The 20,201-nt window shown below is 69.9% G+C and carries 19 protein-coding genes, 1 tRNA gene and 1 pseudogene; 12 read left to right on the forward strand and 9 right to left on the reverse strand.

Annotation, left to right across the window (positions count from 1 at the left end):
- Positions 1-98 (forward strand): annotated as a pseudogene (locus B2284_RS01695) (cysteine synthase A); the annotation flags it as partial.
- Between the two features lie 116 nt (positions 99-214).
- The gene (gene epsC / locus B2284_RS01700; protein WP_050786596.1) at positions 215-814 is read left to right on the forward strand and encodes a serine O-acetyltransferase EpsC; all 600 of its coding nucleotides are present in this window, start codon (positions 215-217) and stop codon (positions 812-814) included.
- Between the two features lie 165 nt (positions 815-979).
- Here the strand turns inward: epsC and B2284_RS01705 are convergent, their stop codons facing one another.
- Together B2284_RS01705 and B2284_RS01710 are read right to left on the reverse strand one after the other, a co-directional pair.
- Positions 980-1,255 (reverse strand): HU family DNA-binding protein, encoded by a 276-nt coding sequence (locus B2284_RS01705; RefSeq protein ID WP_006947090.1) that lies wholly within the window; start codon positions 1,253-1,255, stop codon positions 980-982.
- 171 nt (positions 1,256-1,426) lie between these two features.
- Positions 1,427-1,861, reverse strand: a complete 435-nt coding sequence (locus tag B2284_RS01710; RefSeq protein WP_006946922.1) for a hypothetical protein — start codon at positions 1,859-1,861, stop codon at positions 1,427-1,429.
- 195 nt (positions 1,862-2,056) lie between these two features.
- On the opposite strand from B2284_RS01710, the gene B2284_RS01715 reads away from it, so the two are divergent.
- The 4 genes from B2284_RS01715 (at position 2,057) to B2284_RS01735 (ending at position 5,956) form a co-directional block, all read left to right on the forward strand.
- Positions 2,057-2,141 (forward strand) — tRNA-Ser (locus tag B2284_RS01715).
- Between the two features lie 308 nt (positions 2,142-2,449).
- On the forward strand, positions 2,450-3,646 hold the full coding sequence (locus B2284_RS01720; protein ID WP_006946936.1) for a pirin family protein: 1,197 nt from the start codon (positions 2,450-2,452) through the stop codon (positions 3,644-3,646).
- A gap of 123 nt (positions 3,647-3,769) precedes the next feature.
- Positions 3,770-5,584 carry a GNAT family N-acetyltransferase gene (locus tag B2284_RS01730; RefSeq protein ID WP_136788583.1) on the forward strand — a complete coding sequence of 605 codons (1,815 nt, stop codon included), beginning with the start codon at positions 3,770-3,772 and terminating at the stop codon, positions 5,582-5,584.
- 63 nt (positions 5,585-5,647) lie between these two features.
- Positions 5,648-5,956: a hypothetical protein gene (locus B2284_RS01735; protein ID WP_040014962.1), complete on the forward strand. Its 309-nt coding sequence runs from the start codon at positions 5,648-5,650 to the stop codon at positions 5,954-5,956.
- Positions 5,957-6,155: 199 nt separating this feature from the next.
- On the opposite strand, the gene B2284_RS01740 is transcribed toward B2284_RS01735, so the two are convergent.
- The 3 genes from B2284_RS01740 to B2284_RS01750 all read right to left on the reverse strand — a co-directional run bounded on the left by B2284_RS01740 (position 6,156) and on the right by B2284_RS01750 (position 9,109).
- On the reverse strand, positions 6,156-6,824 hold the full coding sequence (locus B2284_RS01740) for a DUF1989 domain-containing protein (RefSeq protein WP_006946721.1): 669 nt from the start codon (positions 6,822-6,824) through the stop codon (positions 6,156-6,158).
- Positions 6,817-8,250: a guanitoxin biosynthesis heme-dependent pre-guanitoxin N-hydroxylase GntA gene (gene gntA / locus B2284_RS01745; protein WP_083607339.1), complete on the reverse strand. Its 1,434-nt coding sequence runs from the start codon at positions 8,248-8,250 to the stop codon at positions 6,817-6,819. Before gntA ends, B2284_RS01740 begins: the two co-directional genes overlap by 8 nt.
- 163 nt (positions 8,251-8,413) lie before the next feature.
- The gene (locus tag B2284_RS01750; protein WP_006946720.1) at positions 8,414-9,109 is read right to left on the reverse strand and encodes a LuxR C-terminal-related transcriptional regulator; all 696 of its coding nucleotides are present in this window, start codon (positions 9,107-9,109) and stop codon (positions 8,414-8,416) included.
- Positions 9,110-9,258: 149 nt separating this feature from the next.
- Here B2284_RS01750 and B2284_RS01755 point away from each other — a divergent pair, with 149 nt between their 5' ends.
- Both B2284_RS01755 and B2284_RS01760 read left to right on the forward strand, forming a co-directional pair.
- Positions 9,259-9,741, forward strand: a complete 483-nt coding sequence (locus tag B2284_RS01755) for a hypothetical protein (protein WP_006946737.1) — start codon at positions 9,259-9,261, stop codon at positions 9,739-9,741.
- 206 nt (positions 9,742-9,947) lie between these two features.
- Entirely contained in the window at positions 9,948-10,403 is a 456-nt protein-coding gene (locus tag B2284_RS01760) for a hypothetical protein (RefSeq protein ID WP_006946703.1), read from the forward strand.
- 63 nt (positions 10,404-10,466) lie between these two features.
- On the opposite strand, the gene B2284_RS01765 is transcribed toward B2284_RS01760, so the two are convergent.
- From B2284_RS01765 to B2284_RS01780, 4 genes are all read right to left on the reverse strand, one after another.
- Positions 10,467-11,108, reverse strand: a complete 642-nt coding sequence (locus B2284_RS01765) for a HEAT repeat domain-containing protein (protein ID WP_240742524.1) — start codon at positions 11,106-11,108, stop codon at positions 10,467-10,469.
- A gap of 209 nt (positions 11,109-11,317) precedes the next feature.
- Entirely contained in the window at positions 11,318-12,514 is a 1,197-nt protein-coding gene (locus B2284_RS01770) for a zinc-dependent alcohol dehydrogenase (RefSeq protein ID WP_062256513.1), read from the reverse strand.
- 112 nt (positions 12,515-12,626) lie between these two features.
- Positions 12,627-13,121, reverse strand: a complete 495-nt coding sequence (locus B2284_RS01775) for a pyridoxamine 5'-phosphate oxidase family protein (protein ID WP_062256511.1) — start codon at positions 13,119-13,121, stop codon at positions 12,627-12,629.
- A 78-nt stretch (positions 13,122-13,199) separates the two neighbouring features.
- Positions 13,200-14,210 (reverse strand): SDR family NAD(P)-dependent oxidoreductase, encoded by a 1,011-nt coding sequence (locus B2284_RS01780; RefSeq protein WP_074039727.1) that lies wholly within the window; start codon positions 14,208-14,210, stop codon positions 13,200-13,202.
- Between the two features lie 246 nt (positions 14,211-14,456).
- Here B2284_RS01780 and B2284_RS01785 point away from each other — a divergent pair, with 246 nt between their 5' ends.
- Genes B2284_RS01785 through B2284_RS01800 form a run of 4 tightly spaced genes read left to right on the forward strand, consistent with a single transcriptional unit; the run spans position 14,457 to position 20,198 of the window.
- Entirely contained in the window at positions 14,457-16,538 is a 2,082-nt protein-coding gene (locus tag B2284_RS01785) for a catalase (RefSeq protein WP_074039729.1), read from the forward strand.
- On the forward strand, positions 16,535-17,521 hold the full coding sequence (locus B2284_RS01790; RefSeq protein ID WP_240742522.1) for an acyl-CoA dehydrogenase family protein: 987 nt from the start codon (positions 16,535-16,537) through the stop codon (positions 17,519-17,521). Before B2284_RS01785 ends, B2284_RS01790 begins: the two co-directional genes overlap by 4 nt.
- Positions 17,521-19,230 (forward strand): PIG-L family deacetylase, encoded by a 1,710-nt coding sequence (locus B2284_RS01795; RefSeq protein WP_074046440.1) that lies wholly within the window; start codon positions 17,521-17,523, stop codon positions 19,228-19,230. The genes B2284_RS01790 and B2284_RS01795 overlap by 1 nt, the downstream gene beginning before the upstream one ends.
- A complete protein-coding gene (locus B2284_RS01800; protein ID WP_074046439.1) occupies positions 19,227-20,198 on the forward strand; it encodes a WcbI family polysaccharide biosynthesis putative acetyltransferase in 972 nt (323 codons plus the stop codon). Before B2284_RS01795 ends, B2284_RS01800 begins: the two co-directional genes overlap by 4 nt.
- The last annotated feature ends 3 nt before the right edge of the window (positions 20,199-20,201 follow it).

Genomic DNA, 20,201 nt, shown 5'->3' on the forward strand with positions numbered 1-20,201 from the left:
CGCGCCCCGAGAACAAGGGCAAGACGATCGTCGTCATCATCCCCAGCTTCGGTGAGCGCTATCTGTCGACGATCCTGTTCGAGGGCATCGTCGACTGACATCCGTCTCATCGGCCGGGCGCGTGGTGCTGCACCGCGCGCCCCGGCGTTCGGGCACCCCGGGCGGGTGCGCCGATGATGAGCAGAGCTGTTGGGCGAGAGTCGAGTTCGAGGAGATGACGGTGGCGAAGAACCCGTTGACGCGTGCAAGGGCTGCGCTGGAGACGATGAACGAGGACGTCGACGCGGCCCTCGCACGCGACCCCGCCGGGGGTTCGCGGTTGGAGATGGCGCTCGCCTCGCCTGGTCTGCACGCTGTGTGGAGCCACCGGGTCACGCATGCGATGTGGCAGCGCGGCGGCCGCTGGAAGCTGCCGGCGCGTCTCGGATCGCAGGTGACGCGGGCCGTCACCGGCGTCGAGATCCATCCCGGTGCGACGATCGGTCGGCGTTTCTTCATCGATCACGGCATGGGCGTCGTCATCGGGGAGACGAGCGAGATCGGCGACGACTGCATGCTCTACAACGGCGTCAACCTGGGTGGGCGGACGCTCGCGAAGGTCAAGCGTCACCCGACGCTCGGGGACGGCGTGACGGTGGGTGCGGGCGCTCGTATCCTCGGCCCGATCGTCGTGGGCGATGGCGCTCAGGTCGGCGCGAACGCCGTCGTCGTCAAGGACGTGCCCGCGACGGGCGTCGCCGTCGGTGTGCCCGCGAAGGTGCGGGTGCCCGCCGTCGAGCACGACCCGTTCAGCGACCCTGCCGTCTACATCTGATCGTGTGCACTGCCCCCGCGTTGACCTCGATGTTGCCCGGGTTTCTGGGGATCGATTGCCCGAAAGCCGGGCACCATTGTCGGGTGACTGGCGCGCGGCCAGGCATGACGAAGGGGGCCGCTTCACCGATGTGGTGAAACGGCCCCCTTCGTCAGATCAGGCAGTTCAGCCCTTGGCGGCGGCCTTGAGCTTGGAACCGGCCGTCACCTTCGCGGCGTAGCCGGCCGGGATCTCGATCTCGGCGCCCGTCTGCGGGTTGCGGCCCGTGCGGGCGGCGCGCTCGACACGCTCGATCGTGAGCAGGCCGGGGAGCTGGATCTTGTCACCGCGGCCGACGGCCTCGATGATGACGTCGTTGAGGCCGGCGAGGACGGCGGTGGCGTCCTTGACGCTGACGCCGGTGCGCTGGGCGATGGTGCTGGCGAGGTCACTGCGGTTCATGAATCAATCCTGTTCTATCCGACTGGTCGTGGCCGAGACAGCCACCCGAAGGGCTGTGTTAGGCCGCGCTGTCTGCGAATCTACGCGAAATCCCGCGAGATGTCGCGCCTGACGCGGGGTTCGTCGCACGTCGTGCGCCTCGAGCGTCAGGGCGAATCGAGTGGGTGGGGGTCAGGGGAGCTTCTCGCCGCCGGGGCCGAAGCCGCTCGTGTCGGCGTGAAGGTCGCCCTTGGAGTCGCGGTGGATCGTCTCGGGCAGGTCGCTGTCGTCCTTCGCAGCGTGCTTGCCGCCGGACGTCTTCGACGAGACGGCGTCCTTCGCGTCGGCGGCCTTGGAGGTCGTCGCGTCCTTGGCGTCCGACGCCTTGCTCGCGACGCCATGCGCTGCGTCCTTGCTGACGTCAGCGGCCTTCTGGCCGACAGCCGCGGCGACGACGGGCGCCTTGGCCTTGACGGTCTCCGTCGCGGCGGTGACCTTGTCCTGCACGGCAGGGTTGCTCCAGGCCTTGTCGGCCTGCTTCTTGATCTGCTCGTAGCGCTTCTCCCCAGCGCGCGTACCGAGGACGTAGCCGACGACGCCGCCGGCGAGGAAGGAGATCTTGCCCATGATGTGGCTCCATTTCATGTGAACGGACAACTTGCCGTCGAGCCTACCCAATCTGCGTTGGCGCGCCAGTGCCTTACGATGGTTTCTCGTTGCCCGGTTGCCGTGCGACGCCTGGGTTCGGCCCTGCTGGGAGCGTCGATGACGATGCGCTCGAAGGGTCGTTGCGCGTGGTGTTCGCGGTTGGTGCAGCGACGAGGAGGGCTCGCATAGTGGCCGAGTGCACCGGTCTTGAAAACCGGAGTTGGGAAACCAACCGTGGGTTCAAATCCCACGCCCTCCGCAGATGAGTAGGACCCCCGCCGGATCAGCGACGAAGTCGCCCGGCGGGGGTCCTACTCATCTGCGGCATGACAGGCTGGGGATTTGGCAGGAGCGACGCGCGAGTGAGTGATAGCGAGCCTGCGCGGCGCGACGGTTCCCACGACCTCCCTCCTAACGGTGCAGAGCGACCCAACTGCGATTTTCGTCCACATCTGCGATTTTCGTGCACAACGATCGGCCGACTGTTGCTCCTGCACACCGTGGGTGCTTGGGTGACATGAGGGCCCCATTCGTCGGGGCTGACGGTCGACACCAGGGAGCGCTGAAATGCTCGACGACACCCAGGACACAGGCGCCCGCACCACCGCCACGCATCACGCCGGCGCCGGCGCCTACCCGTCCGGCATCCAGGGCGACGGTGTTCACGACAACACCCACCCGCCATACCCGCGCGACGGCGCTCTTGGAACCACTACCCGCGACGTCGGTGCCCGCACGTCAGGCGCCGACGCCGACGTCAGGGCCGCCGGTGGACTCGACCCTGCAGGTGCGATCGTCGCCCAGGCGAACGAGGCGCCCACCGCAGAACGCCCCGTCGAGGGCGTCGTTCAGGTTCTCTCACCCCGCCAGGTTCCGCTCGGCGGGCTGCGTGCCCTCGAGGTGCGACGCACCCTGCCGCACCGCGACCGCTCGTTCGTCGGGGCGTGGTGCTTCGTCGACCACTACGGCCCGGAACGCGGCGTCGGCATGGACGTGCCGCCGCACCCCCACACCGGGCTGCAGACGGTCTCGTGGTTGTTCGAGGGCGCCATCGAACACCATGATTCTGGTGGCGCGCACGCCGTCGTCCGCCCCGGCGAGGTCAACCTCATGACGAGCGGCCACGGCATCGTCCACTCCGAGGTCTCGACGCCCGGCACCGAGACGCTGCACGGCGTCCAGCTCTGGGTGGCACTGCCCGACGTGACCCGCGACGGCGACCGCGCGTTCGAACATCACGCGCCCGAGTGCGTGCCGCTACCGAGCGGTCAGGGTTCGGCGCTCGTCTTCATCGGCGAACTGCGCGGCGTCGCCGGTTCGCCGATCGTCACGCACACGCCGCTGCTCGGCGCCGAATTGCGCCTCGACGCGGGCGCGCGTGTCACCCTCGATGTCGACGAGGGGTTCGAGCACGGCATCCTCGTCGACACCGGCACGGTCACCCTCGACGGCGCGCGCCTCGAACGCGGCGACCTCGGCTGCGTCGACGAAGGCCGCGCGACGCTGACGCTCGACGTCGGTGATGAGCCCGCGCGCGTCATCCTGCTCGGCGGCACGCCGTTCGAGGAGGAGATCGTGATGTGGTGGAACTTCATCGGCCGCAGCCACGACGAGATCGTCCTCGCGCGCGACGAATACGAGGCGGGTGCAGAGCGTTTCGGCTCGGTCGAGGGATATGTCGGCGACGTCGAGCGCATCCCCGCGCCGACCATGCCCCCGGTTCGCCTGCGCCCGCGCAACCGTCGCGGGCGCGGCGGAGGGTGACGATGGCTCGCGAACGCGACACACGTCGCATCGCGACGAACCCGCCGACCATATGCCCAGCCCCGCAACGAGGACCGCCCGTCGCATGACTCGCTCAGCCCGACCCCATCGAAGGAGAACGCCGTGTCCGACCTGACGTTGACGAAGAACACCGACGCCAACCGCTACGAGGCGTGGGACGGTGACGCCCTCGCCGGGTTCGCCGAATATCAACTCACCGATCAGCTCATCGTGTTCACGCACACCGAGGTCGATCCGAGCTACGAGGGCAAGGGCGTCGGCTCACAGGTCGCGAGGTTCGCGCTCGACGACGTGCGCGCCGACGGCACTCACGACGTGCTGCCACTGTGCCCGTTCATCAAGGGCTGGATCGGGCGTCACCGCGAATACGTCGACCTCGTCCACGGCGCACCCGAGACCACGGCGAAGGACGGACGCATGCCCGCCGAGCCCAAGGGTCCTGACGGCGTGCCCCGCGTCGACAGTCCGGACGCGGCCACCGATCCTCACCGCCCGTCCGAGTCTGACGGCACTGACGGCGTGCGCCGCGTCGACGTCATCGTCATCGGTGGCGGGCCGACGGGCGAGAACGTCGCTCAGTACGCCCATGACGGTGGGCTGAGCGTCCTGCTGATAGAGGGCGAACTGCTCGGCGGTGAGTGCTCCTATTACGCGTGCATGCCGAGCAAGGCGCTGCTGCGCCCGCTCGACGTCAGGGCGACCAGCGAGCACCTGCCCGGCCTGCGGCCCGCCGAGCTCGACGTCGCAGCGCTGCTCGCACGCCGCGACGCGTGGGTCTCGCACTACGACGACACCTCCCAGCTCGACTGGGCGACGGGCGCAGGCCTCGACGTCATGCGCGGCCACGCGCGTCTCATCGGCGAGAAGACGGTGAGCGTGAGCTCGGACGGCGGCGCGAGCACCGTCGTCGAAGCGGACGTCGCCCTCGTGCTGGCGACGGGTTCGGTGCCCGTCGTCCCGCCGATGTTCGCCGACCTGCACGCCTGGGGGTCGCGTGACGCGACGGGCGTCGTCGAGGTGCCTGACCGGCTCGTCATCGTCGGCGGCGGGGTCGTCGCCTGCGAAGCCGCGACGTGGATGCGCGCCCTCGGCAGCAGCGTCACGATGCTCGTGCGCGGTGATGCGCTGCTCACGGACCAGGAACCATTCGCCGGCGCGGCCGTCCTCGACGCGCTGCGTACGGCCGGCGTCGACGTCCGCCTCGCCACCCGAATCACCGACGCCAGCCGCGCCGGCGCCGCCGACACCGGCCTCGGTCGCGTGCACGGCGGGCCGGTGACGCTCACCGTCGAACGAGATGAATCGGGCAGCGAGCGGATCGTCGCCGACGAACTCCTGCTCGCCACCGGCCGTCGCCCGCGCCTCGACGACGTCGGTCTCGACGCGGTCGGCGTCAACGCGGACGACGTGCGCGCCGGGCGCCTGCCGACCTGGCTGCACGCCATCGGTGACGCCGGCGGCGGCGCGCCGCTGACACACATGGGCAAGTACGAGGCGCGCGTGCTCGGCGCCCGACTCGCCGGCGCGCACGAGACGCCGCCGCCGCGTGACGTTCCCGTCCCTCAGGTCGTGTTCACGGACCCGCAGGTCGCGGCGGTCGGCTCGAGCGAGGCTCAGGCGCGCGAAGCGGGGCATGACGTCGTCACCGTCGCGGTGCCGTTCGCGAGCGCCGCGGGTACGGCTCTGCTGCGTGACGACGGTGTGGGGAGCGCCAAGATCGTCGTCGACCGTGCCACCGGGTGCCTGCTCGGCGCGACGTTCGTCGGCCACGAGGCGGCCGAACTCGTCCACGCGGCGACGGTCGCCATCGTCGGCCAGGTGCCGGTCGGCGTCCTTCGGCACGCGGTGCCGAGCTACCCGACGTCGTCGGAGCTCTGGCTGCGCCTGCTCGAGGAGCTGCCGACGAACCTGCGCTGACGCGTGACGACGGGGCGCTCGGGGGCATGACGGGCGCCCCGTCGAGCACGCACAAAGGGACGGTTGCGTCGTACATCACAGGGCAAGAGCTACGCGTTGACGGGCGGCACCGGCGTCGCGGGCTCCGGTACAGCCGGCACGCCGAACGGCGGCTGCAGTGGTCCTGCCGGTTCAACAGCCCAGGTCTGCAACACGTACATCGGCATCTCACTCACGAACTCCTCCGGCGCGAGCAGCGCCAACCCGGCCTCCGTGTCGCTCAGTTACCTCGTGACTGTCGACGGCTACGGCACGACAACCGTGACGCTCAACGTCGCGTCCTTCATCAAGGACGGCACCAAATGGGCGGGGTCGGGCGTCACGTTCTGCTGACCATCGGAGCGCCGTGTCGGCTCACAACGCCTCCCCACCCAAGGATGGTGTGTCATGAACGCGCGCTATTTCGCGCTTTCGTGACACAACATGGGCCGTCTCGATGCTCATTCTGCTCGGAGCGCCTGAGCCCCGACGGGGCCTGAACGGCCGCCTGTTTCGCCACTTTCGCTGACAGGACCGGTGCGACGTCAGCGCCTCAGCGCACCCGGTAGTCGATGGGTTTGCAGACGCCGGCGTTCGATTTCTCGGCCGAGCAGGCCGTCAGCCCGACGAACAGGTCGGCTTCGGCGCGGATGGCGAAGACGTCGCCCGCCTGCGTCGGCGGCGGGTCGATGTGCAGTTCACCGTCGGGGCTCGTCCACACGTCCATGAAGATGTTGAGCGTCGTGCCGATGTGGTCGGGCGCGACGCCGACGGGTTCGAGCGCGCCGCACAGGTTCGCGAAGCAACTCGGGTGCGGGGCGCCGTCGAACTCGGGGTAGAGGATGTCGAACGTCTGCTGGCTGCACGGCGTCACCGTCATGTCGTGGATGCCCACCGAGTCCGCGACGATCGTCGCCATGACGCTGCTGCGGTTGCTCCACAACCGGTGCCCCGTCGATGGGTACAACGTGTTGTTGTAGTCGACGGTGCGCCCCGCCGAGAAGCACTCGGCGATGTCGTCCTGCATGACGGCGTAGAAGTCGCTCACCTGCTCACCACACGGGTCGACGACCTCGAGCACCTGACCGGCCGCCAGCGGCACGAGCACCCCCGTCTGCGGGGCGATGCGCGACCAACCGTCGGCGGGAGCTTCGGGGCCGCCCGCGTACGGCGGCCGCGGCGTCGGCGGGTGGGGGGAGCGCGGGCGTCGCGGGTCAGTCATCAGGATTCTCCTTCGAAGGGTGCGCGGTGAACGGGGCACGCCAGTCGTCCTCCACGTGCCGCCCAGAGTACTGACGCGCCTCCGACGAGCGTCCATGATCGGTGACGACCGGATTGATCGAACCCTGCAACGCAGCATCGCGGCGGCGGATCGCGTCGCGCATCCGGTCGAAGCCGCCGTCAGCTCGCAGCTGCTCGAACTGATCGTGCAGGTTGAACACGACCGTCGTCAGCGGAGCACGGCGCGCGATGCGCGAGGCCTGCGGATGCAGCCCGACGAGGAAGAACGGCACGCCGCCGAGGCTGAAACTGAAGTGCGGTGACGTCGTGTCGGGCGACACGCGCTCGGCCCACGGCGCGTCGTCACGATCGTGCAATCGCTGCAGCATGCCCCACAGGAGGTTCTCGAACTCCCGCTCGTCGCCCACCCGCGGGCGACGGAAGACGGCGATGAACGAGCCGAACTCGCGCGGGCCACGCTCGATCGCGGCGAAGTCGGCCAGCTCAGCGCTGAGCGTCGAGAGACACGCGTCATCGGTCATGTCGTCGAAGACGCGGACGAGCGCGCCGTCGCGTTTCAGCGCCGAACGCGCTCCGAGGCACGGAAACCGAGGGTGCTCGATCATCGCGCCGATGACGTCGCGGATGGCTGCCTCGTCCGCGCCCTCGAGGCCCGCGTCGGCTTGTTCGGCGAGCCAGTCGGCGAGGTCAGGGGCCTGCGACTCGTCGTCATCGGTTGGGTGCGTCGACGAGCCGGATGATGAGGTGGGTGCCGCAGCTGGCGGCCAGTGATCGTCAGACACATGACCACCGTAGCCGCGCGCCAGACCCCACAACACGGCTTGAGGGCGCGTCTGCACGTCCATCGCGCGGTAGGCGCCTCTGATGTGCGACTTGACGCTGTTGACGCTCAGGTGCAGGCGCTCGGCGATCTGCGCGTTCGGCATGCCCGAGCAGATGAGATCGACGATCTGCGCCTGACGTGCGGTCAGCCCGTCGGAGGGGACGGTCGGCCGCGCGTCCGTGGGGGAGGGTCGAAGCACCGCGGGGCGGACGATTCGGCCCGCGACCACGTCATCGACCCCGGCGCGCAGATCGGCGGCGCTCGCCGACCGTCCGACGACTCCCGACGCGCCGTGCGCGAGGAGCCGGCTGATGGCGGCCTCGTCGGTGTGCAGCGACGACACGAGCAGCTTCGTCGTCGGGTTCGCGGCGTGCAGCGCGCGTAGTTGATCCCAGGCGTTGCGGTTGGGTTCGTTCCACTCGAGCACGGCCACGTCGGCATCGAGCGCGAGATCCTCGGCGCGCAGGCCCGGGCCACGCACGAGCACGAGGCGTGTCGCGACGCCGAACGCGTCGAGAGCCGCCATCGCGCCGCATCCGAACAGCTCGCTACGTGCGACGACGGCGACGGTGAGGCGGGGCACAGCTCTCCTTCGAGCGATCCGACGATCAAGGGTCGTGAGGTGTCGGTGGTGATGAGAAGTGTTGTCGCTCACCGTGTTTCGCGCCACACCCGCAAGGAGGTGAAGCGTCGGCTGCCTGATGGACCGCCGTTGCGCGGCGCCATGCTGGAAAGTGGTGAGCGCGTCAGGGCCGGCCGTCGACGTGCAGTCCGCGGGCGACGCCCCACAGCACCGCCTCGCTGCGGGAGGCGACGCCCATGGTGCGGTAGGCGGAGCGGATGTAGCTCTTGAGCGTGTTGAGGGAGACGTTGAGTTCGTGCGCGATCGCGCCGTTGGGCAGGCCGCGGCAGATGAGCGTGACGGCCTGCGCCTCTCGCTCGGTGAGCCCCTCGGCGCGCCCGGGCCACCAGTCGTCACCCAGCTCGACGGGGAACGCGGGGTCGACGACGCGCTCGCCGCGGGCGACGCGTTCGAGTGCGGTGACGAGCTCGTCGGCCGTCGCGTGCTTCGTCAGCACGCCCGCGACGCCGAAGTCGGTGAGCGCACCGACGTGCGCCTGCGGAGGGTCGTTGGTGTAGACGACGAGGCGCGCGACGGCGGCTGTGTCGCGCAGGCGCGCCAGCGTCGCCCACCCCGGCTCGGGGGCGGCGAAGCAGTCGAAGAGCGCGACGTCGGTGGGTTCGGTGGGCACGCCGCGGCTGCACGTCGCCTCGACGCGTGCGGCGTAGGGCGCGAGCAGTGCCTGAAAACCGGCCATGACGAGGGCGTCGTCGTCGACGAGGGTGACGCGCAGTGCGCGGGGTGCGGGCGTGCCCCTCGACTCCTCACCCGTCGCCAGACGGAGGTGTGCGGCTCCATCCGGGCTCGGGTGGGACGACATGGGGATACCTTGCCAACATGTTGCGACACAAGGAAATCAACCATGACGAACTTCCGACATCCACCGAGTTGCGTCGGGCTGGTCGCGCGCACGGTGACCTCCTAGGCTGACGGTGACACCCGTTCTCGCAGACCTGCAGGAGGTCGATCATGGAATCGCGCGACAAGTTCGTCACCAGCTACGTCGCTCATCACTGGGCCGCATCGAAGGGTGGGCTCGACCTGTTCGAGCGCGCGTCGCGCTCGCAGAGTTCGGCGCGCACGCGGAAGGTGCTCGCGACGCTGACGCGGGAGATCGCCGAGGACCGCGCACGCCTGCGCGTCATGGCCGACGCGCTCGGGGTGGGTGAGGCGCGGCTCGCGCAGCTCGCGCTGAGCGTCGGCGAGACCGTCAGCCGCGTGAAACTCAACGGCCGTTTCGTGCGCCGCTCGCCGCTGAGCGACGTGCTCGAACTCGAGGCGCTGCTGGCGGCCGTTCGTGGCAAGCGGGCCGGCTGGGAGGGCATGCGCGTGCTCGCGATCAACGATGCGCGCATCGACGTCGCCGAACTCGACGACCTCATCGTGCGCGCCGACAGCCAGATCGAACGCCTCGTCGCCGCCCATGCCGAAGCGGCCGCGACGCTGCGCTGAGCTGACATCCGCTGCGCTCCGCTGGCGAGCCGTCGGACGAGTCACCCCGCTGGACCGCGCGGGCGCCTCGCCCTGCCTGACCGCCCTGACGCGGCCTGACCCCAGCTGCCCAGGTTGGTCGGTGGTGTCCGCCATGTGTGGCGTCCCTCCCGAGGCGCTTTCATGGGCGCCACCTGCTGGCCAGTAAAAACAAGGGTCATTCAAGTATGGCGCGCACCACAGTGCATGCCGCCGCTACATTCGAGGTGAAGTTCATCAGCACCCTGCTGTGCAACGTCATCGACGGCGAGGCACACGGGGAGGGCCGACTGGATGTCGTCAACCCCAGCACCGGCCAGGTCGTCGCGACGTCGCCGATCAGCGGCGCCAGGGACGTCAACGCCGCGTTCGACGCGCCGGGAAGGCCGCGAAGACGTTACGGGCAGGTCAAGGTCACCGAGGTGGCGCGCAAGGCCGTCGCCGCGTTCATCGCGACCGTCGTAGCCGGCCCCAGAACGCACAGCCGTGCCAACGTCGGCATCGACAAGCCCCGCACCGACGGCGACAGGCCGGCCTGGTACTGCGCGGCCCCAGGTGTTGTGATTCCAAGCTCCGGGGGAGCGGGCGGCCGCTGCGTCACCTTCGACGATGGGATGGCGGGTGACTCACGGGTCGGCGCGTAGTTGCGTGCCTACCCGTGAGTTACCCGCTCTCCCGTCGTATGGCCGGGGGTGGGGCCGACGCGCTCAACCCATCGCGACGATGCGCTTGGCTTCCTCGACGGCGCCGTCGAACGCGAGCTCGGGGCGGGTGCGCAGCAGGTCGGTCGCGCGAGCATGTTCGGTGACGGCCGCGTCTTGGCTCCGGATTGCCGACCTGACCGCTGGGACGGCGGCGTCGCCGAGACCGAGCAATGCGACGCTCAACGCCATCTGCGTGCCGGCGTCACCACGGCCGAACTCTTCGACCAATTCGTCAGCGAGAGAGCCATGTTGACTCTGCGGGGCCAGTGCGGCGGCCGCGCGCCAAGCGGTGCGGGCGAGATCGTCGTCGGCGTCGTGCAGGAACTCGGGCGTGATCCAGGGCCATGCGCGCTCGTCGCCGACCTTCGACAGCACGTGCAACGCCTGCGTGCGCGCCTGGATGTTCTTCGACGCCAGCTCGCGCTGAACGCGCGGCAGGACGTCGTCAGCCGGCAGGCGCGTCAGCGCCCAGGCGAGGGTCTCGCGGACGAAGAAGTCGGGCTCGACGCCGCAGCGACGCACGAGCGTCTCCAGCAGGTCGGGATGCGGATGTGTGCCCGCCGCCATCGCGGCCTGCAACCGCACCGACTGATCCTGCACGTCGAGGGCGCGGGCGATGTTCGCGGCGTACTGCTCGGGCGTCATGCTCACTGCAGCGCCCGTCGCGCCCGCACTATTCCGCGCACCATTCCAGGCGGCGCCGCCTGGACGTAGAACGCACGATGGCGGGTAACTCACAGGTCGGCGCCTAACCGCGCGCCTACCCGTGAGTTACCCGCCATCCTGTGGTGGCCGGGCGGCCGGGTGGCCCAGCGTCTCGGTGGACGCCGACCCGATCCCAGGCCGTCAGTGCGTCAGGGCTTGAGGACGACCTTCTGGCAGCCGTCCTGCTTCTTCTGGAACACGTCGTACATCGTCGCCGCTTCGTCGAGCCCGACGCGGTGCGTCGCGAGCTGCTCGACGCCGAACGGGTCGGCGTCGACGAGCACGTCGCGCAGCTCGTCGGTCCACTGCTTGACGTGGCACTGGCCCATGCGCATCGCGATGCCCTTGTCGAACATCTGCATCATCGGCATCGGGTCGAGCGCGCCGCCGTAGACACCGGAGACGGAGACGGTGCCGCTGCGGCGGACGCTGTCGATCGCGGCGTGCAGCGCGGCGAGACGGTCGATGCCGGCCTTCTTCGCGAGCGGCTCCGAGATCGCCGACGGCAGCTTGCTCACGGCCGACAGGCCCGCAGCGGCAACCGGGTTGCCGTGTGCCTCCATGCCGACGGCGTCGACGACGCCGTCCGCACCGCGCCCGCCCGTCAGGTCGCGCACCGCGTCGCCGACGGCGCTGACCTGCGAGCCGTCGAGGTCGTCGAGGTTGATCGTGCGGGCGCCGCGGGCCTTCATGCGCTCGAGGCGCTCCGGCACGCGGTCGACGACGATGACGTCCTCGATCCCCAGGTACTGCGCGCTCGCGACGGCGAGCTGACCGACGGGGCCGGCGCCCATGACGGCGAGCGTGTCGCCGGGGCGCACGTTCGCCCATTGCACGCCCTGCCACGCGGTCGGCAGGATGTCGGACAGGTAGAGGTAGCGCTCGTCCTCGCCGGCCTCGGGCACCTTGATGGGGCCGAAATCGGCGTGCGGCACGCGGACGTAGTCCGCCTGGCCGCCGGGCACCGCACCATACAGGCTCGTGAAGCCGAACAGGCTCGCGCCGGTGCCCTGGTCGACGTTCTGCGTCGTCTCGCACTGCGCGAACAAGCCTCGGTTGCACATCCAGCAGTGGCCGCAGGAGATGTTGAACGGCACGACGACGCGGTCGCCGGGCTTGAGGTTCGTGACGCCCGAACCGACCTCCTCGACGATGCCCATGAACTCGTGGCCGAGGATGTCGCCCTTCGTCAGGAACGGCGCGAGGACGGTGTAGAGGTGCATGTCCGAACCGCAGATCGCGGTCGAGGTGACGCGCACGATCGCGTCGGTGGGCTCCTGGATGCTCGGGTCGGCGACCTGCTCGACCGAGACCTTGCCCTGGCCCTGCCAGGTGAGTGCTCGCATCAGTTTCTCCTCGAGAGGATCACCGCGACGTGCGGCGATCAGGTGGTGGGGATGGGGTGGTGGGGAGCGTGGTGCCGGGAGCCGCCGCGCGTCGGTTCGGCTCCCGGGTTCGTCACAGCTCGGTCGTGGCGCTCTGGCCCTTCGGACGCTCGCCGCTGACGCGCGCCTTGACGATGCTCGCGAGCGCGGAGGCCTTGCCGCCGGGCTGGCCCCAGAACTGCGCGGACTCGCTGACGACGCGGACGAGACCGAGGTCCGGGTCGTCCTTGCCGCCGTCGTACCACGCGGCGACGTCGTCGCCCCACAGCTCGTCGACCTTGGCGCGGTCGTCGACGAACTCGACGCGTCCCGCGACGGACAGCCACGAACCGAGGTGCGCGAACGACAGGTTGACCTGCGGGTTGCTCTGCAGCGCCTGCGCCTGCTCGGTGCCGAGGCCGACGAAGAACCACACGTCGGCGTCGTCCGTCACCTCCTGCGGCGTCATCGGGTGGCTGTGCAGGGCCCCGTCGACTGCGATCGAGGTGAGCATGACGAAGCGCTCACCACGCATGATCTCGACGACCTGCTCCTGCGAGATGTCGGACTTCGGGGTTCCAGCAGACATGGTGCGTGCCTTTCGTCGGGGGTCTGGGATGCTCGGGTGGTTGGGTTCAAATCTTCGGGTGGCGCGACCCGGGGCCGCTCAACCCTCGGGTTCGAGGTTGCTGCGCGACGCGCGATCACCGAGCGTCGTGAGGAGCTTGACGAATCGTCCGGCCTTCGGTGCGAGCTTCGATCCGGGGACAGGCGTCGTCGCACCGGGAACGGGCCCGGGCAGCGCACGCCCGACGAGGCCCATGACGCGCGTCGTCACGCCCGGCATGACGCCGTGGACGCGTGCGCCGAGCTTCGCGGCGGGCGTGAGGATGACGTACGGCTTGCCGGCGAGGACGCCGTCGACCATGCGTCGCGCGGCCTTCGTCGCGTCCATGCTGACGAACGGCAGCGACGCGGCGGGCGCAAACCACGCGTATTCGGCCTGCGCGTTGCCGTAGAACTGTGCGGCCGTGTGCGAGCCGGTGCGCATCAACCCCGGGGCGATGACGGTGGCGCTCACGCCCGTGCCGGCGAGCGACGCGGCGAGGCCCTCGGTGTAGCCGACGGCCGCGAACTTCGCCGTCGAGTAGGCGAGCAGGTGCGGTGCGCTCAGCAGGCCGCCGATGGAGGTGACGACGCCGAAGCGCCCGCGCCCGCGTTCGCGCATGCCGGGGATGACGGCGTCGGAGAGGTTGATCGGCCCCCACGCCATGATGTTCATCGCGCCTTCGATGTGCTCGTGCGTCGTGTTATAGGCCGGGCCGACCTCTATGACACCGGCGACGTGGATGGCGACGTCGATCGGGCCGTGCTCGCGCTCGACCTGGGCGACGGCTCGAGCCACCCCGTCGCGATCACTCACGTCCATGACGATCGTCGAGACGGCACTGCGCGCGTGGCCGTGGGAGACAAGCGTGTCGGCGGCCTTCGCCAGGGCGTCGGCGGAGCGAGATGCGAGGACGACGCGGTGCCCGGCGTCGGCGAGGGCGGTGGCGACGAGAAAACCCAGCCCGCGCGAGGCTCCCGCGACGAGTGCCAAGGGCTTCTCTGACGAAGCCGATGCATTCTGGTTCGGCGAACTGACCGGGTGATCCGACTGGCTGCGCGACGTCTCCATGAGTTTCACCCTAGAGTCGATCCCTAATTTTTCCAATGGGTTTCGCCTCTCACACCGAGTCGTCACCCACACGGGTGCCCGGCGGCTCATGTCCCGTCAGCGCCCTGGGCCTCGCTGCGATCCTTGTCCACATCTGCGATTTTCGTCCACATCCGTAGGGGCGTGGTGAGAGGGGGTGCGGTGGCCTTACTCTCCGGCATAGGGTCGAGAGGCCATGATCGAACGACCACCAGCATGAGGAGAGCCATGAGCGACAACGAGCGCACCACGAGCCCCGACACGCGCGGCACCGGGGACGAGCTGCACCAGGGGGTGAGCGGTGGCAACGCCATGACGACGTCGCAGGGTATTCCGGTGACCGACGACCAGAACCAGCTGCGTGCGGGCGACCGCGGCCCGTCGCTGCTGCAGGACGCCGCGTTCCGCGACAAGATCATGCACTTCGACCACGAGCGCATCCCGGAGCGTGTTGTCCACGCCCGCGGCTACGGCGCGCATGGCGTGTTCGAGAGCTACGACGACCACAGCGACCTCACGGCCGCCTACCTGTTCGGCAAGAAGGGCCGTCAGACGGAGACGTTCGTTCGTTTCTCGACGGTCGCCGGCAACATGGGCTCCGCCGACCTCGCGCGCGACGTCCGTGGCTTCGCGACGAAGTTCTACACCGAGGAGGGCAACTGGGACCTCGTCGGCAACAACATCCCCGTCTTCTTCATCCAGGACGCGATCAAGTTCCCCGACCTCGTGCACTCGGTCAAGGAGGAGCAGGACCGCGGTTGGCCGCAGGCGGCGAGCGCGCACGACACGTTCTGGGACTTCATCTCCCTCATGCCCGAGTCGACGCACATGGCCCTGTGGGCGATGAGCGACCGCGCGATCCCGCGCAGCTTCCGCTTCATGGAGGGCTTCGGCATCCACACCTTCCGCTTCGTGACGGCCGACGGCAAGAGCTCGTTCGTCAAGTTCCACTGGAAGCCCGTGCAGGGCATGCAGTCGGTGGTCTGGAACGAGGCCGTCAAGATCAACGGCGCCGACGCCGACTTCCACCGTCGTGACCTGTGGAACGCGATCCAGAGCGGCGACTTCCCCGAGTACGAACTCGGTGTCCAGGTGTTCGACGACGCGTTCGCCGACAGCTTCGACTTCGACGTGCTCGACTCGACGAAGATCATCCCCGAGGAGATCGTCCCGATCCGCCCGCTCGGCAAGATGACGCTCAACCGCGTCGTCGACAACGTCTTCTCCGAGACGGAGCAGGTCGCGTTCATGACGCAGAACGTCGTGCCCGGCATCGACTTCACGAACGACCCGCTGCTGCAGGGCCGCAACTTCAGCTACCTCGACACGCAGCTGTCGCGCCTCGGCTCGACCAACCACACGCAGCTGCCCGTCAACGCGCCGAAGTGCCCCGTCGCGCACTTCCAGCGTGACGGTCACATGCAGTTCGCGCACCAGAGGGGCCGCGCCAACTACGAGCCGAACGGCTTCTCGGGTGACGACCGTGGCCCGCGCGCGCTGACGACGTTCCAGCCGGACACGTACCCGACGAAGGTCGAGGGTGAGGCGCGCCGTCTGCGTGCGGAGTCGTTCGCCGACCACTACAGCCAGGCCAATCAGTTCTGGAAGAGCCAGACGGAGGTCGAGCAGAAGCACATCGTCGACGCGTTCGCGTTCGAGCTCGGCAAGTGCGAGATCCCCGAGATCCGCACGCGCATGCTCGGCAACCTGCGCAACGTCGACGAGTCGCTCGCGCAGCGCGTCGCCGACGAGCTCGCGATGGAGCTGCCGGAGGCCTCGCCCGCGAAGGTGGCGCCGCGTCACGACCTGCCCGTCTCCGACGCGCTGAGCATCGTGAAGAACGGACCCGACAGCTTCGCCGGCCGCAGGATCGGCGTCGTCGTCAGCGACGGAACCGACGCCGACCTGCTCGCCGCGGTGCGTTCGGCCGCCGAGGCCGAGGGCACGGTCGTCGAGATCGTCGCGAAGGCCGTCGGTGGCGTCACGCTGTCGAACGGTGAGAAGCTCGCCGCCGATCACGCCATCGCCGGTGCGCCGTCGGTGCTGTTCGACGCCGTCGCGCTGCTGCCGTCGGCTGACGGTGCGGCGGCGCTCGGCAAGGTCGCCGAGGCTCGTGACTTCGTGACGGACGCCGTCGCGCACAACAAGTTCCTGGCCCTCGGCCCGGACGCGTCGGGTCTCATCGAAGCCGCGGGTGTGGCGTCGAAGAAGGACGACGGGTTCGTCGACGTCAGCGACGCGGCCGGCGCGAAGGGCTTCGTCGAGACGTGCCGTGCGCTGCGCTTCTGGAAGCGGGAGCTCTCCGCTTGAGCGAACCCTCTCGTGCGCTGTGCCGCCCCGATATCCCTGCTGGGGACGTCGGGGCGGCGCTTGCCGCTGCCGGTGAATTCGCTTCCGCCGCAGCGGCGTTGGGCCGCGACAGCGCGGTGTATCTCGACACGCTGCGATCGCTCGGCGCCTTTGACCTGACGACGGCCCGCGTCATCGAACCGCACCTCGACGCGCTTGCGATCCTCGCCGAGGCGGGGGTTGCGCCGGGCGACGTGCTGCCCGGCGGTGGGGACGGCGCCTGGGGTGTGTTCGCGGCGCGGGCGCCGGGCCTCGCCGCGCGTCGCGAAGGTGACGGCTGGGTGCTCGACGGGGTGAAGCCGTGGTGCTCGCTCGGTGAGCAGTTGCCGCATGCGCTCGTGACGGCCGGTACGCCTGAAGGGCAGCGGTTGTTCGCCGTCGACCTCACGGATGCGCGGGTGCGCGGCGCCGAGGAGCCTTGGGTGTCGCGTGGGCTCGTCGCGATCCGTTCGACGTCGCTGACGTTCGACGCGATGCCCGCGACGCCCGTCGGGGAGCCAGGTTTCTACCTCGGCCGTGACGGTTTCGCGTGGGGTGGCATCGGTGTCGCCGCCGTCTGGGTGGGCGGCGTGGACGGCCTCGTCACAGCGGTTCGTGCGGCTGCGGGGCGGCGTGAACCCGATCAGATCGCGCTCATGCATCTGGGCCGGCTCGAGGTCATCACGTATCTGCTCGACGCGGTACTCGCCGACGCAGCCCGCGCGATCGACGGTGGAAACGCCTGCGGTGCAGCGGGTCTCGCGTTGTCGTCGCGCGTGCGAGCAGTCGTCGCCGATGCGGCGGAGCAGGCGCTGACGATCTGTGGCCAGGCGCTCGGCCCCGGCCCGTTGACGAGCGACGAGACCCACGCGCGGCGCGTTGCCGACCTCGGCGTCTACGTGCGCCAGCACCACGCCGAACGCGACCTCGCCGCCATCGGCGCTGCCACGCTGGAGCGTCACTGATGCGCGGGATGCCCGCCGCGCCGGCCTCGTGGTCGTCGCGGGAGCCCGGCACGAGCGAACGCACGTGGTTGCGAGGGACGCCATGGGCGTCGCTTGGCCACCTCGACGTCGAAGCCCTCGCTGCCCGGTACAGCCGCGTCGTCGTCGTCGCGGCTCACCCCGACGACGAGACCCTCGCCGTCGGCGCATTCTTGGCGATGCTCGCGGACGCGGGGTTGCCCGTAGACGTCGCCCTCGTCACCGACGGCGAGGGATCGCACTCTGCGGCAACGGGATTGACATTCGAGGTCGTCCGCGAAGTCCGTCGTCGCGAGTTCGACGACGCTCTCGGTGTGCTGCTCGGCGGGGCGCTCGGGCGGGTTGAGCGCCTTGCGCTACCTGACGGCCGCGTCGCTGACCACCGTGCCGAGCTGGCCGCTGCGCTGGAGCGCGTCGTGCGGGTAACTGCGGCGGAGGCATCCACGGTGTCGGGCCAGTCGCCCTCGAGAGCGGTCGGCCGCGATGACGCAGCCACCGATGTGACCTCGACGGTGACGCCGTCGATGACGCCGGTGCGTGGGTCGGGAACTGAACGGGTGCTCGTCGTCGCCCCGGCGGAGGCCGATGCGCACATCGACCACGACACGTGCGGAGCCGTGGCGCGTGACGTCGCGGCGCAGCTCGGGGCGGCGTGCGTCAGCTATCCGTTGTGGTGGTGGCACTGGGGCGACCCATCGTCGGTCGCCGAAACAGTCTGGGAGAGCAGCGTTCTCGCTGTCCCGGACGTCGCCTCGCTCCAGCGCAAACGCGCGGCCATCGCGGCGTACTCGTCACAGATCGGGACGTTCGCGCGCCCCGCAGCCGAACCTGCGATGCTCGACGCCGGCGTCCTCGCCCACTTCGAACGTCTCGTCGAGACACTCTTCGACCCCGATGGCGCGCTGCCCCGCGTCGCCTCGTCCGATGACGGACGCACGCCGGCGGCATCCTTCGACGCGATGTTCGAGGGCAGCGACGACCCGTGGGGTGTCGAGACGCGCTGGTACGAGCGGCGTCGCCGTGCCCTCATCGAGGCGATGCTGCCTGACGAGCATCTCGGGCGCGTGCTCGATCTCGGATGCTCCACGGGCGCCCTGACGCAGGTGCTCGCCGAGCGCGCCGACGGCGTGGTCGCGGTCGACGGGAGCGCCCAGGCGCTGGCGCGCGCTCGTCGACGTGACGTCGACGGCGTCGACTGGCGCCACGCCGAACTGCCTTCTGTGCTCGATGAACTCGCCGACGAAGGGCAGCGGTTCGACACCGTCGTGCTGAGCGAGATCGGCTACTTCCTCGACGGCGCGACGCTGCTGGCGACCCTTGCCGGCATCGACGCACTGCTGCGCGATGACGGTGTCGTCGTCGTGGCGAACTGGCTGCACCCGACGCGTGACATCCCCCTCGACGGGCGTCTCGTCGATGAGCAGGTGCGCCTCGTGTGGCCGACGCTCGCGCGTTACGAAGACGACGACGTCGCCATCGTGGTCGCTCGCCCGAGCAACGGCGATGCCCCGACCGCCGCATCGGCCCCCGTGTCGCGCGACACCCGCGCCGTCCTGCGAATCCCGTCCACATCGGCGAATCCTGTCCACACCGGCGATTTTCGTCCACATTCGTCGGCTGACGGCGAGCGCGGCATCGGCGCCGTCAGCAGCGAAAGTGCCAGAGATGACGTCGAAGGAGGCGCCTCATGACAACGCCTGCCGTCGAGGCGACGCCTCGCAACCTGCACTACGGCGAGTTCTACGGTCTCGCCGACCCCGTGCCGACGTCCGACCCTGACGGCCGCCCGGTGCTCGCCGTCCACGGCAACTGCCAGGCGGAGTCGCTGCGCGTACTTCTCGACGGTCGGTACGGCGATCGCATCCGCACGATCCGCCTCGTCCCGGCGCACGAACTGGTCGCCGATGACGTGCCGCACCTGCATCGCACCCTCGCGCAGGCCCAGTACCTCGTCACACAACCCGTCGCCCCCGGGTATCGCGGCCTGCCCGTCGGCACGGAAGAACTGCGCACGGCGGCGCCGCACGTCAGGTCGACGATCGTGCCCGTCATGCGGTGGGCGGGGCTGCACCCGGCGCAGGTCATCGTCCGCACGCCCGCGGGCGAGCCGCCGATCGTGCCGTATCACGATCTGCGCGTCATCGCGGCGTGCCGCCGAGCGGGTGACCACGCGGCTCGTGTGACGAGCGCCGACCTGCCGCAGCTCGACGAGCGCGCCGTCGCTGCCCTGCGCGACGCATCCCTCGCCGAGCTGACGCGGCGCATCGAGGCGCACGGCGCCGTCGACATTCGTGATGCCCTCACGCGCCCTGGACGCCGCAGCGTCCACGTCATCAACCACCCGACGAACGACGTCCTCGTCGAGGTCGCCGACCGCATCGCGGCCGCCCTCGACCTCGGCGCACCCCGCGAGTACGACCCTGGCCGGTCGCTGCTCGGCGCCCTCGTCGCGCCGATGGACGAGCGCGCCGCCGCGCTCGCGCAGGTGCCGATGAGCGATGACGACGTCGCCCGCGTGTGGCAGGTGCGCGGTCAGGCGGTGGGCGAGGACGAGCTCGTCGCCGCCCACGCCGCGTGGTACGCCGAGCACCCGCAGGCACTCGCGGACGCGGTGCGTCGACATGCGACGTTGCTCGAGATCGTGGACGGTGACGTGTGAGCG

Origin of the sequence: Dermacoccus sp. UBA1591 (assembly GCF_002322065.1) — a bacterium.
Taxonomy (GTDB): Bacteria; Actinomycetota; Actinomycetes; order Actinomycetales; family Dermatophilaceae; genus Dermacoccus; species Dermacoccus nishinomiyaensis.

Excerpts from the sequence above, each read along its gene's own strand:
- epsC (WP_050786596.1), top strand. The coding sequence starts at position 215 with ATGACGGTGGCGAAGAACCCGTTGACGCGTGCAAGGGCTGCGCTGGAG.
- B2284_RS01705 (WP_006947090.1), bottom strand. The coding sequence starts at position 1,255 with ATGAACCGCAGTGACCTCGCCAGCACCATCGCCCAGCGCACCGGCGTC.
- B2284_RS01710 (WP_006946922.1), bottom strand. The coding sequence starts at position 1,861 with ATGGGCAAGATCTCCTTCCTCGCCGGCGGCGTCGTCGGCTACGTCCTC.
- B2284_RS01720 (WP_006946936.1), top strand. The coding sequence starts at position 2,450 with ATGCTCGACGACACCCAGGACACAGGCGCCCGCACCACCGCCACGCAT.
- B2284_RS01740 (WP_006946721.1), bottom strand. The coding sequence starts at position 6,824 with ATGACTGACCCGCGACGCCCGCGCTCCCCCCACCCGCCGACGCCGCGG.
- B2284_RS01750 (WP_006946720.1), bottom strand. The coding sequence starts at position 9,109 with ATGTCGTCCCACCCGAGCCCGGATGGAGCCGCACACCTCCGTCTGGCG.
- B2284_RS01755 (WP_006946737.1), top strand. The coding sequence starts at position 9,259 with ATGGAATCGCGCGACAAGTTCGTCACCAGCTACGTCGCTCATCACTGG.
- B2284_RS01760 (WP_006946703.1), top strand. The coding sequence starts at position 9,948 with ATGGCGCGCACCACAGTGCATGCCGCCGCTACATTCGAGGTGAAGTTC.
- B2284_RS01765 (WP_240742524.1), bottom strand. The coding sequence starts at position 11,108 with ATGACGCCCGAGCAGTACGCCGCGAACATCGCCCGCGCCCTCGACGTG.
- B2284_RS01770 (WP_062256513.1), bottom strand. The coding sequence starts at position 12,514 with ATGCGAGCACTCACCTGGCAGGGCCAGGGCAAGGTCTCGGTCGAGCAG.
- B2284_RS01775 (WP_062256511.1), bottom strand. The coding sequence starts at position 13,121 with ATGTCTGCTGGAACCCCGAAGTCCGACATCTCGCAGGAGCAGGTCGTC.
- B2284_RS01780 (WP_074039727.1), bottom strand. The coding sequence starts at position 14,210 with ATGGAGACGTCGCGCAGCCAGTCGGATCACCCGGTCAGTTCGCCGAAC.
- B2284_RS01785 (WP_074039729.1), top strand. The coding sequence starts at position 14,457 with ATGAGCGACAACGAGCGCACCACGAGCCCCGACACGCGCGGCACCGGG.
- B2284_RS01795 (WP_074046440.1), top strand. The coding sequence starts at position 17,521 with ATGCGCGGGATGCCCGCCGCGCCGGCCTCGTGGTCGTCGCGGGAGCCC.
- B2284_RS01800 (WP_074046439.1), top strand. The coding sequence starts at position 19,227 with ATGACAACGCCTGCCGTCGAGGCGACGCCTCGCAACCTGCACTACGGC.